The sequence below is a fragment of the Laspinema palackyanum D2c genome (assembly GCF_025370875.1).
GTDB lineage: Bacteria > Cyanobacteriota > Cyanobacteriia > Cyanobacteriales > Laspinemataceae > Laspinema > Laspinema palackyanum.
This window is the reverse complement of sequence record NZ_JAMXFD010000005.1, coordinates 134,790-151,100: the sequence shown is the minus strand read 5'-3', so window position 1 is coordinate 151,100 and position 16,311 is coordinate 134,790. Positions and strand designations below refer to the sequence as shown.

General features: G+C 49.1%; 12 protein-coding genes and 1 pseudogene. 5 read left to right on the top strand and 8 right to left on the bottom strand.

The window, feature by feature from the left end; all coding sequences use genetic code 11:
• Positions 1-275: 275 nt before the first annotated feature.
• Positions 276-1,136: a DUF928 domain-containing protein gene (locus NG795_RS08795; protein WP_367288282.1), complete on the top strand. Its 861-nt coding sequence runs from the start codon at positions 276-278 to the stop codon at positions 1,134-1,136.
• Positions 1,137-1,234: 98 nt separating this feature from the next.
• On the opposite strand, the gene NG795_RS08790 is transcribed toward NG795_RS08795, so the two are convergent.
• The 4 genes from NG795_RS08790 to NG795_RS08775 all read right to left on the bottom strand — a co-directional run bounded on the left by NG795_RS08790 (position 1,235) and on the right by NG795_RS08775 (position 8,809).
• Positions 1,235-2,350 (bottom strand): tetratricopeptide repeat protein, encoded by a 1,116-nt coding sequence (locus NG795_RS08790; protein WP_367288281.1) that lies wholly within the window; start codon positions 2,348-2,350, stop codon positions 1,235-1,237.
• 608 nt (positions 2,351-2,958) lie between these two features.
• Positions 2,959-4,848, bottom strand: a complete 1,890-nt coding sequence (locus NG795_RS08785; protein ID WP_367288280.1) for a DUF3685 domain-containing protein — start codon at positions 4,846-4,848, stop codon at positions 2,959-2,961.
• Between the two features lie 173 nt (positions 4,849-5,021).
• The gene (locus NG795_RS08780; protein WP_367288279.1) at positions 5,022-7,418 is read right to left on the bottom strand and encodes a hypothetical protein; all 2,397 of its coding nucleotides are present in this window, start codon (positions 7,416-7,418) and stop codon (positions 5,022-5,024) included.
• A 905-nt stretch (positions 7,419-8,323) separates the two neighbouring features.
• A complete protein-coding gene (locus tag NG795_RS08775) occupies positions 8,324-8,809 on the bottom strand; it encodes a Fur family transcriptional regulator (protein ID WP_367288278.1) in 486 nt (161 codons plus the stop codon).
• A 407-nt stretch (positions 8,810-9,216) separates the two neighbouring features.
• Between NG795_RS08775 and NG795_RS08770 the strand changes: the two genes are divergently transcribed.
• The 3 genes from NG795_RS08770 to NG795_RS08760 all read left to right on the top strand — a co-directional run bounded on the left by NG795_RS08770 (position 9,217) and on the right by NG795_RS08760 (position 11,267).
• The gene (locus tag NG795_RS08770) at positions 9,217-9,702 is read left to right on the top strand and encodes a CRR6 family NdhI maturation factor (protein ID WP_367288277.1); all 486 of its coding nucleotides are present in this window, start codon (positions 9,217-9,219) and stop codon (positions 9,700-9,702) included.
• Between the two features lie 677 nt (positions 9,703-10,379).
• Positions 10,380-10,580, top strand: a complete 201-nt coding sequence (locus NG795_RS08765) for a hypothetical protein (RefSeq protein WP_367288276.1) — start codon at positions 10,380-10,382, stop codon at positions 10,578-10,580.
• Positions 10,581-10,721: 141 nt separating this feature from the next.
• Positions 10,722-11,267 (top strand): pentapeptide repeat-containing protein, encoded by a 546-nt coding sequence (locus NG795_RS08760; RefSeq protein ID WP_367288275.1) that lies wholly within the window; start codon positions 10,722-10,724, stop codon positions 11,265-11,267.
• A gap of 363 nt (positions 11,268-11,630) precedes the next feature.
• Here NG795_RS08760 and NG795_RS08755 read toward each other — a convergent pair whose 3' ends face one another.
• The 4 genes and pseudogenes from NG795_RS08755 to NG795_RS08740 form a co-directional block, all read right to left on the bottom strand.
• Positions 11,631-11,762: a hypothetical protein gene (locus tag NG795_RS08755; protein ID WP_367288274.1), complete on the bottom strand. Its 132-nt coding sequence runs from the start codon at positions 11,760-11,762 to the stop codon at positions 11,631-11,633.
• Positions 11,763-12,001: 239 nt separating this feature from the next.
• Positions 12,002-12,334, bottom strand: a complete 333-nt coding sequence (locus NG795_RS08750) for a HepT-like ribonuclease domain-containing protein (protein ID WP_367288273.1) — start codon at positions 12,332-12,334, stop codon at positions 12,002-12,004.
• Between the two features lie 89 nt (positions 12,335-12,423).
• Positions 12,424-12,666, bottom strand: a pseudogene (locus NG795_RS08745) (nucleotidyltransferase family protein).
• Positions 12,667-12,848: 182 nt separating this feature from the next.
• A complete protein-coding gene (locus tag NG795_RS08740) occupies positions 12,849-15,686 on the bottom strand; it encodes an ATP-binding protein (RefSeq protein ID WP_367288272.1) in 2,838 nt (945 codons plus the stop codon).
• A gap of 418 nt (positions 15,687-16,104) precedes the next feature.
• Between NG795_RS08740 and NG795_RS08735 the strand changes: the two genes are divergently transcribed.
• Complete coding sequence (locus tag NG795_RS08735) at positions 16,105-16,308, top strand: hypothetical protein (protein WP_367288271.1); 204 nt, start codon at positions 16,105-16,107, stop codon at positions 16,306-16,308.
• Positions 16,309-16,311 lie beyond the last annotated feature (3 nt).

Below are 16,311 nucleotides of genomic sequence, written 5' to 3'. Positions count from 1 at the left end.
AACTGTAAAATGATCCTCAGGTTAGAGCGGTTTGAACCGAAAAATTTTGACCAACACAGTTGTGGCGAGATCCTCGGTTCAATGGGAAGATAATACAATGAGTAATTTTTTGATGCCTTGATTGCCCAAAAGATGTTTATAGAAAGGTCTTTTGAGCGATCATGAGGGCAGAGCTTATGACAGAAGTCACAGTCTGATTACATAGAAATACTAGAATTAATTTAGTCATTCACTCAATCCAATCAATCGATCTGTACCTGAAGGGAGACCCGAATATGATTAATACAAAATATTGGACTCCATCAATACTGGCTAGCATTGCACTAGGTCTGCAATTATTAACCGGGGGAGTCATCCCAACATCCGCCGCTGAATTTGTCCCACCGGATAATGTGGGCGCACCTAGAGGGCGGGTTGGCGGAGGCACCCGGGGCGGAAATCCCTTTGATCAAGTATCTCCTGGAGCGCCGGGACGACGGATTGGAGGGGGTAGTCGGGGTTGTAGCGTCACCGTCGATGGTCCAACGGATCAGGCATTAACAGCGTTGATCCCTGAAACCACAATGGGATTAACCGTAGAAGCCTATCCCACATTCTTTTGGTATTTACCACCGACTTCAGCCACGGGAGTAGAATTCGTGCTGATGGATGAAAAGGGTGAAAAAGTCATTTATGAAACTACATTTCGCACGAAAGGTGAGGCGGGAATCGTTAGCTTGAACCTGCCGGAAAATGCGAGTCTCCCCCCATTAGAAATTAATAGCAGTTATCGCTGGTACTTTTCTATTATTTGTAACCCAGAAGATCGGGCAGCAGATGTTTATGTCCAAGGGTGGGTGCGCCGAGTAGAAGCCAGCGCCAGTTTAACGGAGCAGTTAGCCACCACCACCTCGGACCTAGAACGTGCGGAAGTTTATGCTCGCAACGGCATTTGGCATGAGGCGATCGCCATGCTGGCTAAACTGCGCCGGAGCAATCCCAATAATGCCGACATTAGAACTGAGTGGCAAGAACTGATCACGTCGATTGATCTCCAAAATGTAGCGGAGGTCCCCCTGGTTCAAGAGATCATCGTGGAAGTCCAGGAAGATCAACAAAGCCGATCGAGCGAACCCAACTCTGAAACCAAGCCATAAAAGGGGCAATTCTCAAGGGGGACTGTTGAAGGATGAAGGATGAAATTTTTCCATCTCCCCCATCCTCCCCCGCTTCCCCCTTTCGGGAGTAATGAAAATTAAGGGTTAAGCTCGCTCAGAAGCGCCTCAACTTTTTCCAATCTTTCATTTTCACCCTGCTGCTGATAAAGCTCTTGGGCTTTTTTCAGTTGCTCGATCGCCTCCGAAATCCGATTGCGTCCTCTTAAAGCCAGGGCGAGATTATAATAAGCATCACCATTGTCTGGTGTCATTTCCGTTAACCGACGATAGGCGACGATCGCCTGTAAATAGTCTTCCTGCTGGAGATGAATCGCGGCGATCGCAGCTTGGGGTTCCATTAAATCCGGCGCTAAACTCGCTGCTCTTTGATAACTGACGAGGGCTTCAATCACCTGACCCTGGTCCTGGAGCAGTTTACCGATCGCTAACTGAAGTTGGGCATTTCGCGGTTCAAGTTGTGCCGCTTGTTTAAACGTTTCCAAGGCTTCATTCGTCTTGCCTTGAGTCAGAAACGCCACCCCTAAAATCATTTGAATACTGCCTTGTTGCGGTGCCAACGCTGCGGCTTGTTGGAGTGCGACAACCGCCTCATCAATCCGTCCCTGCTGAAGTAACGCCGTCCCAATCGACTCGTAGGCTTGCCAGTATCTTGTATCGCGACTGGTCACCTGTTGAAATGCCTGTAATGCTCCGTCATAGTCTTCTTGGCGTAACAGAACCACCCCTAACCCAATTTGAGCGTTGAGGTTCTCCGGGTCCAGTTGAGCCGCTCGTCGGTAGGCGACAGATGCCGCCTCATTATTGCCCAAATTCGCCAACGCATAACCGAGAGCATATTGGAAATCTGCATTCTCCGGTTCGAGAGAAGTCGCCTGCTCAAAAGCATTCACTGCAGCTTCAAAGTTTTGCTGTGTAGCTTGCAAAAAGCCGATTCCAGAAAAAATCCGGGCGTTGTCACCATCTAAGTTGGCAGCTTGTAAATAAATCTGGATAGCGTTGGCATAATCCCCCGCATCCACAAATTCTCGCCCTTGTCGCAACAGTTCATTAACCTCGCGGTCGAGATTCTGATTATTTTGGGCCGACTGCGCTAACAATAGAGGTTCGGTTGCTCCCAGGGTAACCGATGGGGTGATAATGCTGATTCCTCCTAACAACAGGAGACTCACGAATATAGGGTTCAGTTTTTGCACGGCCTAACTTCTCTTGTTTTTACGATAATTGCTAGAGATTACAAGAATGCTTCTCTGTTACCGGGAACAGAGAACCCACAGGAGACCCCTTGCCACCCCTGGGGCGAACAGACCCGGACCCTTTTTCCAGAGCGATTGGAGGAGCCAGGAGCAAAGTAACCTCTAGGGATTCTGATTCTAACAACAACGGCTCACATTTTTAAGGGGGGGTTGTAGAATCCTATTTAGGGATTTTAACGGCAGAAGTATGAGATAAGCACAATCAACTCGGAAATTTTTTGGGAAGGATTCAAGAGGGGATTGCAGGACGCATCAGATCGGTTCAGAAACTGTTTGTGATCCGGAATCCGGTTTTCAAAGGTCTATAAAAACCCGCACCCATGCAGGGTGGGGAGGAAAGCAGACGAACGGACGCTTACGCGGTTGCACAGGCAAAGACAAACCCTTGAGTGAAGAGGAAAACAGGTTTTTGATAACCGGATTTGGGATGAGGATGGGGCCAAGGGGCGATCTCCGAACCGTCAAAACTCCCTTAACCTCGGCTAATCCTGGGGTGCACAGGCAGGCACTGGGACTGGATCAACTCCAAACCCCCCAGGCGATCGCCCTTACCGATTTTGCTCTTCCCGATTTCGGGAGAATCGGCTCTCTTGGAACGAACTGCCAATCCCTTGAAGAATCCCTCGCCCAATTAACCCAATGCCTTTCCCCAATTGAATCAGCAAATATCGCGCGCTATCCCCCAGGGAGAGCAAAACCGCTTTGATTCGGGGGGAGATGGCATCGCGGGTTTCTAACAGCAAGGTCACCCAGAGTCGGGGTCCTCGGAGTCCAACTAATTCTTGCCGTCGGGGGGAATAAATTTGGATTTTTTTAATCCCTCCCTCGTCAAAGATATAAAGCCAATGTCGGCTTTCAAAGATAGCTTTAGGTTCTACCCAGAGATTTTGCCGACGATATTTCCAGGACAAATCATTTCTAAATCGCTCAATTTCTCGGGTGGATAGCCAGTGCTTATCTAAAAAGTTGAGTTTAATTTCTTCTACATCCGCGACCCGATTTAAGAGGGGTTGGACGACGGCATTGGCAACCTGAATGATCAGGTTTTCGAGTAAAGCGCTGGCGCGCTCGATGGATTTCGGGTCTTCCGGGGGGTAGATGACATTTTCGATCGCCAAGGGAATTTGATAGAGAAGATAGGCTAATAAATCGATAACGAGGGGGATTTTATTTAATAAAGCACCTTCGACAATTTCGATTTCTTCCAGTAAAAAGGGTACGAGGTCAAATTCTCCGAGGGCATTAAGGGAGGAATTCCCTAATCCGAGGGTGATGGAATAGTATTTACCAAAATAGGCCGTAACGGACATTTCCCATAAATCGCGGATGATGCGATCGCGTTTTGAGGGGAGTTCTGTGGGCTGGACTTGAGCATACCGCAGTTGCGCCAAAATTTCCTCAAATTGGTGCAGAACCGTGTATAGTAATTCCTGCTTTTTGTCAAGGTGCAAGATATCAATTTCTATAACGGTATCGGTGAGGTTTGCCAAGGGAGTATCGATTTTCTCCGCGATCGCCTCCAATAATGGGCGAGGGTTATGAATTGGGCTCAGTTCTGAACCCGTGGGGGGTAACAACTCTGCCGCAGAAGCAGGGACCATGCTGGTGCGATCGCTCGAAGTTCGGGGGCGATGGGGGCGTTCTGGGGGTGCAGAAATGCGCTGAGGTTGCCGGGGAGAATTGAGGGGAGGACGGATCTGACCCGGGTTCGCAGACAGAGGAGGTGGGGGTTCGCTCACAGGGGGAGCCAACAACTTATTCACCATCCAACGAGCGGTGAGGAGTTCCCGGTGGCGGCCCTGCCAAAACAAGCGGTCAAAATCCGATAAGCGATCGCCTTGCAGATACTGATCAACCTGACGAATTTCGGCATCAATTTGACGCAAACCCGAGCGGCGCAAGTCTTCGAGCAGAACGCCAATCACGCCACCCCGCCTAGAAATGCCCGGACTTTGCCTCGTTGAGACCCGAAGATTTCCCCCGCTTAAGCAATAGGTTTCCCCCGAGGCCACAGTCCGGACGGCCTGAAGCAGTTCCGCTCCGGCTATTCCTTTGGGGCAGTATCCCTTGACATTCCCGAGATACTCAGCCCCTGTCTGGTTAGGGTCTGGCGATCGACCCAACAACAACAGAGACACCCGAGGGTATCGTTCCCAAAGTTCTGCCATCAAGGTGAAACTGGTGACCCCATCGGGTTCCGTGCGGCCTAACTCCAAGTCCAACAGCACCAGATCCACAGGGTGATCGGCAGGAGGGGCGTCGCTCTGAGTCGGGTCTGTAGGAGTGGCTAGAGTAGAGAGAATCTCTAAAGCACGAGTCCCGTCAGTGGTTTGACCGGCCACTTGCAGATCCGTTGATTGCTGGCACAAGCTAGACAGACCCAATAAGAAAATTGGGTCTTGATCAATCAATAGCAGTTTAAAAGGGGGGTGACTCACGGCAGAAATGAGTTAAAGGGCTTGGACAGGGGAGGCAGAACAGAGCCGATCGGGAACAGTCCCGAAAACATCAGCCGTTTTCCCGACCCTCCCAGTGCGGTCTTTGGTGTCTCGATCCCATTGTGACGCAAAAACCCTCCATTTCAATCTGACGCGACTCCTTTAAGAGGATTTTATTCAATCCCATCAACGGGCAAGGGAGCATAGGAGTCTTCAGGGTTGGAGGCTGGAACCGGGTCTTGATAGGCCGGTGCGGGTTCCTCATAGTAAGAACTGGGTTGTTCATAGTAGGGCTCTGGCTCTTGATAGGCGGCTGCCGGTGGCTCATAGTAGGGTTCCGGTTCCGGCTCATAGTAGGGTTCCGGCTCATAGTAGGGTTCCGGCTCATAGTAGGGTTCCGGCTCGTAGTAGGGTTCCGGAGCTTGATAGGCTGCTGCCGGTGGCTCCTGATAAACGGGTTCTTGATAGACGGGAGCCGGTTCTTGATAGACGGGAGCCGGTTCTTGATAGACGGGAGCCGGTTCTTGATAGACGGGAGCCGGGGCCTGATAGACCGGAGCCGGGGCTTGAGAGGAGGAGCGGGCCGCTTCAGATTCCCGGGCGGCATAGATGGCATCTAGTTGGGCATTCCAACGAGCGATCGCCGTTCGTGCTTCAGAATACAAAGCACGACCCGAGCCAATTTTAGAGGCAGTATTGATCGCCTTGGTGAGACTCCCCTGGGCCGCCAAGGTTGCGGCTTGGTCCAGAATCGGTTGGTCTTCAGCAATTTGAATCTCGTTGACCCATTTTCCGATATTTTCTGAGGCTTCTTGATGCAGGGCTCGACCCTCCGCAATTTTTTTGGCTTCGTTGATTGCTTCCTGGAGCTGACCGGCTTGGGCGAGGGCCTGAGCGCTGGCGAGGATGGGTTGATCTTCGAGGGTTTCAACCTGTTTGTTCCATTGGGCAATCAGGGTTTGGGCTTCAATCCGCAGGGGGCGTCCCTGGGCGACCTGTTGGGCCGAGGCGATCGCATTTCTCAAGGCGGCGATATTATTGGAGTCCGCAATCGCCTTGGCTGCGACGACATAACCTCGGTCTTCAATTTGTTCAATTTCCTTCCGCCATTGGGCGATCGGGGTTTGAGCGTCGAGACGTCCGGGGCGATCCATCCCCACCATTTCGGCTTGGGCGATCGCCAACTGCATCAGCATGGGGTGACGGAAACTAGCCACAGATTGGGCCATCTGCACCTGCAACAGGTCCTGTTTGTGCTGATTCCATCGGACCAAGTTCTCTTGAGCTTGGCTGTACAGGGGGCTATCCGATTGAATCTGACCGGCGATCGCCGAGGCTTCTAGGAACGCCAACAGGCGATCGGGGATAGGTCCGGCGGGTTTGTCATTTTGGACCAGGGCTCGGGCCGAGCTCAGGTGAATTAAGTCCTGACTTTCCCCATAAACCGTTGTATCGGAGGGAATCCACTTGGCTGCGGAGATGGCTCCATCAAAATTGCCACTTTGGAAGCGAGTTTTGGCGATGGCCAGCAATTGGGCACTCCAGCGGTTAATCTCCTGATTCGCCTGCTCTCGAACATATCGTTGGGGGTTAATTTGTCGCGCTAGGTCGATGGCCCGGACTAACTCCTCTGCGGTCTGGTTGTAGACCAAATAGCGGGCATCTTCTAACTGTTTCCAAGCTTCCTTTTCAGCGACAATGCGCTGCTGTAGTTCTCCATAGCGGGTGGAACGCCAGTAAACGTTATCCAATTTGAGCAACTCTCGCATCTGATCCTCGACTCCGTTCCAGTTGCGAGCTTTGAGTGCGGCTTCAGCTTTATCGTAAATTGCTTTTCCTTGGTCCCAATCAGCCTCCCAAATTTGTAATTCTTGTTCAACTTGGGCATACACTGGGTTGGTTTTGGGAATTTTGTCCACAATGGCATTGGCCCCGTTTAAATCCCCGGCCATAAATTTTTGCCGTGCCAAGTCCAGAATTAGCGCCGACCATTCCCCGACTAATTTATCTCCTTGACCTCGGAGGGGATGGTCGGCGGGCCAGCTTTCCACCAGTTCGATTCCCGCGACTAGCTGGTCTAAGTCCCCTGTTTTGGCGGCATTTTGAGCACAGTAGAGGCGATCGCGCTCGGTGGAACCCACCCCGAGAGCATCGCAATCAATCGGTGGGGGCATGGTGAGTAACCACCGCAGGGATACCGCTCCCATGCTGGTACAAGCGACCAGCAGACTCAGCCAGAGTAAATGCCATCCCCATAAAAGACTTCGACCCTTTTCGCTTCGAGGTCTCTGTTCAGTGGCGACTAGCGCGCCTGTCTGATTTTCATCCTGATTTGTGATTTTTTTCGGGAGCGGAAGACGGAATTTCCAGCCCCACCCCTTGACGGATTTCGGGTTGTGTGGGGCCAAGTCCGCTCCTTGGGTTACGGTATCGCCGGTTTCTGAGTGATTGCGTTGCGATCGCCCACCCCATAACCGAGGGGCGATCGCTCCTTTAATGCGTCCATCCCGCCGTCTCCGAATGCGGTGGTTTGGCTGTGTACTGGATTGGTCAAATTGTTTTCTCACCATTGCTTCAGCCTGTCCCTACAATGCCGACTTGTATTGGCACATCTTTCTACTTCTTGATTACCGGGTAGAGACGGGAAAATATTGGGTCTCTCCAGTGTCGTTGCTTTTCGAGTCAGTCAACCCTTGAGGGTTACACTTGCAGGCGATACCCACCCCCTAGGATATAAACCGCGTTTGCTCCCTGGGGGATCACCCTAGATTCTACCTGATGGCTTAGATTCATGCTAAAAACCGAGTCTTTTAAATACATCCTTACCAAATGCTTTTACCGTTTACCCGCTCTGAGCGTTCCCGATTGAAACCGGGAGCATCTGTTGGTCACTGTGACAAGCCTCGTGCGGGATATATCCCTGATCACTCATCCTAGAAATTTATAAGATTAAGGAGCAATTTAGGGGATAGATTGTCGTCTTGGTTCATGCATCACTTCCCAATGGTGATTTTCCGGGTAGGGGGGCTAGAGTTTTTTTCGCTTCTGACCCAGTGGGCGATCGCCCCGGTAATCTATGATGTAGACCCCTGAACTGTTATCAAAATTCCACCCCAACCTCAAAGTCGTTCTAAAAGTTTAAAGTCTATAGCGATTTTGTTCCACTTAGATCAGCAGTTTAGCTTGAAGTTTTAGGAACGGGTATCAAAAACTCATAAAAGTGGGGCATTTCCCGGAAAACTTTGACCCATCTCGGCAAGCGGTATCCTGAATAAAAATCTCGGGCAAAATTAGATAGAGCGGTTCCCCCACTGATTCGCGGAGGTTTTGTCCGGGGGAGCATCTTGAAAAATCCCCAATCCTAGGGAAGCTCAATGCTCGCCCTATCTGTCCCTCATGAGTCCAGAAACCGCTATCGATTCGGACAAGAACGCCGATGTCTGCCCCTCTTGATTGAATACCGACCCGGAAAGCTCTAGGCGATCGCCCCGGGGTCTGGAACACTCTCGGGTTGGGGATGGGATTGCTGATCCCGATAGCCGAAAAAATTAATTTGATATTCCACAATCCGGACCCCAGTTTGGGCTTCGACTTGTCGGATTAACTCCTCGGGTAATTCGATCTGAACGTCCAGCAGTTGATTGGTGTCGATGCAGTTAACGTGACTGTGAGCATCGCTGATATTCCCATACAACCGACCATCTGAGCGTTCGATGCATTCGATAATTCCTTGGTTGGAGAGAGCTTCGAGGTTTTGGTAAACGGATGTATGTCCGATCTCCTTCCCCCCACGATTGAGGCGATCGTAAATTTCTCTAGCGGAAAGATGCTCTTGCTCAGTCCAGAGCAACTCTAGGATAAAGCGGCGCTGTCGCGATAATCGCATTCCCAAACTTTGGCAGCGATTGAGGGCATCTTCTAAGGAGCGAATGGGTTTAACGGATACTACCTGTTTTTTCATAGTTTTGTGTTGAGGTATTCATTTAATGGCACAATTAATTAAGGATGTATCCTGTCCCCTTTCATAGTTATAGCGGGTTTCACCGAACCAGGAAGTTAGGGATTGGGGCGATGAAGGTCGGCAAGGATGTCGTCACTTAGGAGGGGGAACCGGACTCATCCCGTTAACAGGATTGAGATAATTCTATCGTAGGCTTCGTTTGTCCGTGGGCGATCGCTCAGGATATCACCCCGGGCTCTCACCCTCTGGCTTCCCTTGGGGCGGTTGTGCACCGGGTTGAATCGTTCCATTGGTGAATCCTCCATCTGCAACCCCTCAACCCGATGCTGATACTGTAAAATAGGTTACCGATTCACCGCCTGCGTTAAAGTTTTCTGATTTTAGTTCTACCTGCTGCCCCTGGTTTCATGACAATTACCATCGCCCTCAATTCCGAGTGTTTGCTCAATTTGGACCTATCCCCCGTCCAAGGGGCGATCGCTAAATTATCCCCAGATCAACCCTTCACTGACCCGGATCTGTCCTTGCAGTTTGAAATCGATTATCCCCGGGATCCCTCGGACCCCCGCGAACTCTCGGAAATTCCTGAGATCCGTCTGTGGTTTATCCGCTTAGATGCCACCTATCCCTGGTTGCCGTTGCTACTCGATCGCAAATCTGGGGAATTCGCCCGCTATGTGGCCATGTTAGTCCCTCACGAGTTTCATCGCACCGAGGGCATTCAATACAACCCTGAAGCGTTGGAAATTTTCTTGATGAACAAAATTTTTACTCTCGCCAACCTCTTGCAGGAACATGGCGTACCCAGTAAGTCTAAGCTAATTTCTCTCTCTCAGATGCTCGGTTACGAACTCGATGATGGCTTTTTTGAGTTGCTGGGGATTCACGCTTGAGCGTCTTCTCCCTGCAGTCGGCCCCCGGCATCCTGAATTCAATCCAGGGAGTTCGGTATAGAGTAGCCCGGTATCAATCCTGATCACAATAGAATTCAGCAGAGGGACCATTTTGCTCCCTTAATTGGAGTAGGGAGCAAAATGCTCCCTCTCGGTTGAGGAATTGTCTCCTTCCTTTAGACTCACTAAACTTCCCCATTGCTAAAGGCTGGAATTCGATCAACCCTGAACTAAATTTAACCCCCAAACTCATGACCCCAGCTTGTGGACTCAACGAATTCACCCAAACGGTTAGCGCTTCATCGGCAATGTTCAATGCTCAACAAAGTTGGATAAATTGTCGGAGATTCTCTCTCCCATCACTTATAATCAGGATGAGCCATAAATAAACCGGGTTCGGATCGTTGCAGGCAGGCTCTCCTAGCTTCGGAATTGGCAAATCCCCGACACAAATTCAGGTAAAAATTTTCTATTTGTTCCCTCTCTAGGCAGAGGGCAATCCGATTAAACTTACGACTAAATGCAGGGAATGCAGAAGGGTGTAAGTGATATGATTTCCGGACAGTTGGGTATCTCTGGCGAGTTGGGTAACTAGACAAAACGCTCTAGTATCACCGCCCGAGATAATTCCCTGGGAATCAGTCTCTTGAAGGCAGGCTACTCAATCGTTTAAGTGCGTGACTGGCATACCCCACCCAATCTGCCTCTCGGAAGGAATTCCCCGGCAACATTCGCTAGGACTGGGGTGCGATCGCCCTCCCTGGGGCCTGTCCTCCCAGCAGCGATCGCCCTGTGAAAACCGTGATCCTCAAGAGGATGGTATCGATCCCCTGTCCCTCCTAGGGTCAGATGATCCCGGTCAAACTCTCGAAGGATAATCACCTTTTTTCATCAACAACAAAGATTTAAAAATGGAGTTAGAGGATACATAATGATCTGAGCTATCAAGGATCGTGGATAATTGAGTGCCATTGTATTTATGAATGGATCTTTTTCAACCCAAACTCACCAGGTTGTGTATGCTAAATAACGAACGGGTTATCGACTGCCAAACCTTGCTTAATAGCGGGAGTGCTATGAAAGAAGTAATTGCCATGACCGTCATGCTACTGACTTCCCTATCTGTAGCCATTCCAGTGGGAGCAGAACCCAATGCCACTGACCTCCAACAGTTGCGAATGACTAAAGTCTGTCCGAGGTGTAATCTCAATGGTGCAGACTTGAGTGGGATTGACTTACAGGGTGCGGTGTTAACCAATGCCAACTTGATTGGTGCCAACCTCAGTGGTACGAACCTGAGTACAGCGGACTTGAAAGGTGCGGATATGACAGGTGCTAATTTTCAACTGGCTAATCTGTCTGCGGCGAATCTCAATGCAGCTAATTTAAGTACCGCCAATCTGCTCGGGAGCATCCTTTTAGATGCGAACCTCAATGCTGCTGATCTGAGTAAGGCCAATTTGTATGGTGCGGATTTGAGGCGGGCCAATTTCCAAGGTGCGAATCTCTATGAGGTAAATCTATTTGGTGCAGATGTAGAAGGAGCTAGAGGTTTGAGGCCCTAACCCGGTAACTTTCTAATGGGCGATTTCCCTTCAGAAGTCAGCAACACCGGAGGGTCAGTCCCCATCGGTTTTCCGCTCTAGTCTCAATGAACTGAGATGGGATGGCGAGGAGGTGGGAATCAGAATCAAGGTGATCGGGACAGGGCAATAACGATCGCCTTTCTGACAAGGGGCCCCAGCTTGATGACAATCGGAACTTTTTTCTGGACAACTGAGATGGACCCCGCGCTCAGGTTCAGGGTGGAGCATCCTGCGGCAATGTTTGCACTCCAGTCTCAGCCGCAGGACGGCGATCGCAAAAACATCTTTTTCGCTGTTAAATCTTATACAGTTTACTAACTCTATCACCCTCAACCCAGTGGGTTAGAGTCCCGAGGGGGCCTTTTCCTCAGACTGGGCGTAATCGGAACGGGCGTCAACAGAAGAGTTACCAAGGGTGGGCGATCGACTCACTTCCCCGACATTCAATTCAACAGTTTCCCAAATTAATCTCACTTATTTACTATCTCACATTATCTTGAAGGAATGTATCGCCCTTCCCTGTAGCGAGGATGCTTTTTAGGGCTAATCAACCGGACTTGATAGGATTGGTTGAACGAATCCCTCATGAAATTAAAGTGATTAAAAAAATAGGCCAGGACTTTAATAATTTAAAAAACTTATAAATTCATAACCCGGTTGTCTGGGTGTTTTAATGACCTGTTTTCCATATCAAGGACCAGACTGCCATTTTTTTAGGTGACAAGCAACAACGGTTCCCTCTTAGTGCATCCTTCCCAAAACCTTTTAGAGAGGTTTTCCATAGCTATTTCTAACCCAGGCAAGTAATTTTCGATGATATCCCATATAATTTCTAAATCAAGGCTTAAATACTCGTGGGCTAGTCTATTTCTAAAACCAACAATGCTATGCCAAGGTGTATCGGGTTCTGAGGCTTTCCATTCATCCGGTAACTGTTTGATGGATCCACACATCACCTCAAGATTTCTCACCACTGCATCTTGAATCATTGTTTCTTCATAAAAGCTATCTTTTTTAGTATCAGTATAAGACTTAATTCGGGCCAAGCAATCTCGAATATGAATTAAATAAATTCGATTTTACTTCATAACTCTATGGCCTTGTTGATAATCTTTTCTTTAATAAAATAATGTAATCACTTGACTGTTGCTACATCAATTTTTCGATTTAATAAATTTTCTAAATCATCGATTAATTCCACTAAAAACCAAGGATAAACCTTCGATAAATCGTAGTCAATTTAAAAATCTATATCGCTATCGTCGGTTTCTTCTCCTCGGGCAACCGACCCAAATATTCGTACATTAAATGCACCATGTCGGTTTGCAATCGCTAATATTTCCGCGCGTTTTTGTTGTAATTTCTGTTTCAGATTCATGGTTGTTGAAGAGTTGGGCCCATGGGTTGAAGTCTCAAGGCTTAAAATAAAAAAGTCACCCAGTATAGGGTTAATCTGTATGGTTTCAGGGGTTAATAATCCGATGCGTCAGAGTCTTCTGTCCTAACTCCATTCATTTAATGATCTGACGCACCCGATACAGCAATTAACTGGATTTGAGATTACTCATCATCAAATACCCATCCGTCTCCTTCGGTCCACTGGGTTTCATCTTCCAGAGGAAGGGATTCGGGAAAATTTTGGGTGAGTTTTGGTTTAATTTCCTCCGCATTCAAGGAACTTCCGGGCAGATTTGCCGGGAGGTAAACGGTGAAAGCAGAACCCACTCCGAGGTTACTTTCTACGAATAAATCTCCTCCCATTAATTGGCATAAACTCCGGGCCACTGCTAACCCTAATCCGGTCCCCGCCGTATGATGAATATCGGAGGTATGGATTTGGCTAAAGGGTTCAAATAGCTCTTGCAGTTGTTCCGGTGTGATGCCGATGCCGTTGTCTCGGACTCGGAAGGCGATCCATTCTTCGGCGGCTTCTAGTTCCGGTTTACTGAATTTGGATGCGGCATTTAAGACCCGGAAATCTGGGGTATCTTCTCGGGTAATTTCTAAGGCGATCGCCCCGTTTTCGGTAAACTTAGTGGCATTATCGAGCAAGTGCCATAACACCTGCTGTAGTTTATGGCGATCGGTGCATATCATCCCCCACTCGGCATCCCCTCCCATTGTCAAGGTATTATTATTCGTAATCAGCTTATGTTCAATTTCCGCCATAATCATGGCGATCGCCTCACCCACCTCGAAGCACTCCACTTCCAGTTGCATCCGACCCAACTCAATCTTAGAATAATCCAAAATATCATCGATCGCCACCAACAAATCTTTCCCCGCCTTATTAATCTGCTGCAAATCTCCAAAGAAAGCTCGATTGCTTACCCCTAACTCCTTGGCGTCTTCCTGCAATAAATCACTATAGCTAATAATCGTCGTTAAGGGCGTCCGCAATTCATGGCTCATATTGGCAAAAAATGCACTTTTTGCCAAATTCGCGGCTTCTGCGGTCGCTTTAGCTCTTTGCAATTCCGTTTCAACTCGTTTGGTTTCGGTAATATCACGAGCAAAAATACAGTTGTATTCTTTCCCTTTAATTTGGAAATAATTAATGGTAATTTCTACCGGAAAACTCTGATTATCCTTGGTCCGATGATGGCATTCCAGACGAACCGATCCAAATTCTTTGATTTCCTCCCAGTATTCGGGCCAGACTTCGGCGGGTAAATCGGGGTTGATATCATGCACACTCAGGGATAAAAGTTCTTTGCGGGAGTAGTTCAACGTGATGCAAGCGGCATCATTGACGTAGAAAAAGCGGCCATTAGGAGTCAGCCAAAATACCGAATCCGCTGCATTATTGATGGAAAATTCCAAAACGTCGCGGGTTTCTTCTAGGAGGCTGCGAGTGCGAATTTCCGATTGCAATTGGTCGATCGCCTCCGTTAAATCTTTCGTGCGCTCGGCGACACGGGTTTCGAGTTCTTCGTTGGCTTTTTGAAGTGCCGCTTCCGCCGCTTTGCGATCGGTAATATCAAATCCGATAAAGACTGCCGCCTGTCCCTGTTGATATTTGTGAGACACCACCAAAAAGTGCCGATTCACCCCGCGAACAGACATCTCAATTTCATGCTGTGCTTCTTTGGCTGGGTTTTCAAAAAATTCCGGAACCAGGTGATTAAACTTCGGTGACCCTTGTAAAAAGCCGATTTTTTTCCCGAGAAAAGTCTCGGGATTGGCATTAAAAGTTTTCGCTAAATAGCCATTGACTCCGAGATAAATTAAATCAGAACTAAACCAAGAAATGCTGCCGGGAACGGCATCTAAAACCGCTTGGAGTTGGTCGTTGGCGGTTTCAAGTTCGGTTTGAGTTTTGATGCGATCGTGGGTTTCTAAGGCGAGGGCCGTATAATCGGCGATGGAGGCCGCAAAGTTCCGTTCTCCCAATTTCCACCGGCGGGGAATGCCGCGATGTTCGCAGCAAACAATCCCGACGATTTTGCCGCCAATGCGAATGGGTGCATCTAATTTGGAGGTAATGCTTAGGGGGATGAGGTAGGAATCGGCTAAATCTCGGGTTCTGGGATCGGTGATGGCATGATCGACGGAAATGGCACGTTCGGTTTCTAAAGCTTGGAAGTATTGAGGATAGGGAGCAGTCAGGAGCAGACTTCCGGAGGAATGCAGGCGCTCGGTGCGTTCGTAGAGATTGATACAGGTAATCTCAGTCTGGTTATTGTCGTACAACCAGACTCCCACTCGTTCTACAGCTAGGGTATTGGCGGCAGCTTCGGTAATTTCAGCGATCGCCGCCTCTTTATTCCCCTCATTCTGGGTTTTACTCCGTGCGAGTTCGACGAGAATCTGACTTTGGCGACGCAAATCGCTTTCGTCCGATCGCGATCGCCGATGGGAATTGCTGGATGCTTTGGGACTGAACTGATTTAAGGGGTCTCCATTTCCTAGGGCCCTCCCTGTCGCTGCTCTCAACAGCAGCAATCCACCGATTTCACCCGTCTCGGTTTTCCAGGGATGCACCTCCCACTTGACTCGGGATTGGCGATCGCCATCGGAGCTCAACTCTTCCTCCCAGGATTGTACCCCCCCTGCCAAACAAATCGCTTGGACCTCTTTCCAGGATTCGAGGGAAATAGCGGAGTCTCTATCTCCGGGTTCCTCTGGGTTCTCGGTTGTCGGTTGGGTTGCGGTAAACCGAGGCAGGATTTCATAATGAGAACGACCCAGAATCGACTCAACGGAGAGAGGCGGAGTCTGGGTTGCCGAGGAGTCTGGGGAGTGGGGGTTGCCATCGCCATCGTCGAAACCGCAGTCTCGCAACCATTGGCGACTGGCAAACAAGTATCGCATTTGGCGATCGACCATCGCTATTGCCTGGGGAGTCTGTTCCAAAAATATCTTGAGCAGGTCGAAATTCTCTGGGGAGTACAACATGAGGAAAGCTCCAACAAGTCGGCTATAGGGTTAAAGGAGCGATGAGGTACAGGCAATAGCTGGATTGTTAGCTACATTCTTCAGCACCCGGAAATTAGGGCAGTTTTTCTGAGATTCAGAGTCTGAGGAAAGCTGCACCTATTTTTGTTTTAGCAAGTTCTGGGGATTTTTACATCTTTCGGGTCTTTACGGGTTCCGGGAACAATGGGTGAGAAGGACCCACTTGCACCCTGGGGTTCATGCTGGTTTGAATGCTCAAGGGACCGGACTGGTGATCGGGGTGGTCATAAAAACGTTACACAACGCTACAGAAAGGGTCCCTAACGTTAAGCTTTGTTGCAAAACTAGACGTTTTGTGCAAGTAATGGTAACTTTTATTGGTATTGGACTTGACGCGAGTTGAGGTAAGGAGAACACTTTGGCTAACAATCTGAATCAACACCACTCTGCTATCGTTCGTGAAGATATCAGTGAGTATGTGGCACACCTACAGCTTCACATGACGTTACAAGCGCGGAATTTAGTCCCGACGCTGACTCAAACCGCTGGCGATAGTCGAGAACAGTTGTTACATCAAACTCAAGCTTACTTTGAAAAGCAGGTTTCGCGACAACCTCTGTAGCTT

Excerpts from the sequence above, each read along its gene's own strand:
- NG795_RS08770 (WP_367288277.1), top strand. The coding sequence starts at position 9,217 with ATGACAATTACCATCGCCCTCAATTCCGAGTGTTTGCTCAATTTGGAC.
- NG795_RS08740 (WP_367288272.1), bottom strand. The coding sequence starts at position 15,686 with ATGTTGTACTCCCCAGAGAATTTCGACCTGCTCAAGATATTTTTGGAA.
- NG795_RS08780 (WP_367288279.1), bottom strand. The coding sequence starts at position 7,418 with ATGGTGAGAAAACAATTTGACCAATCCAGTACACAGCCAAACCACCGC.
- NG795_RS08795 (WP_367288282.1), top strand. The coding sequence starts at position 276 with ATGATTAATACAAAATATTGGACTCCATCAATACTGGCTAGCATTGCA.
- NG795_RS08760 (WP_367288275.1), top strand. The coding sequence starts at position 10,722 with ATGCTAAATAACGAACGGGTTATCGACTGCCAAACCTTGCTTAATAGC.
- NG795_RS08775 (WP_367288278.1), bottom strand. The coding sequence starts at position 8,809 with ATGAAAAAACAGGTAGTATCCGTTAAACCCATTCGCTCCTTAGAAGAT.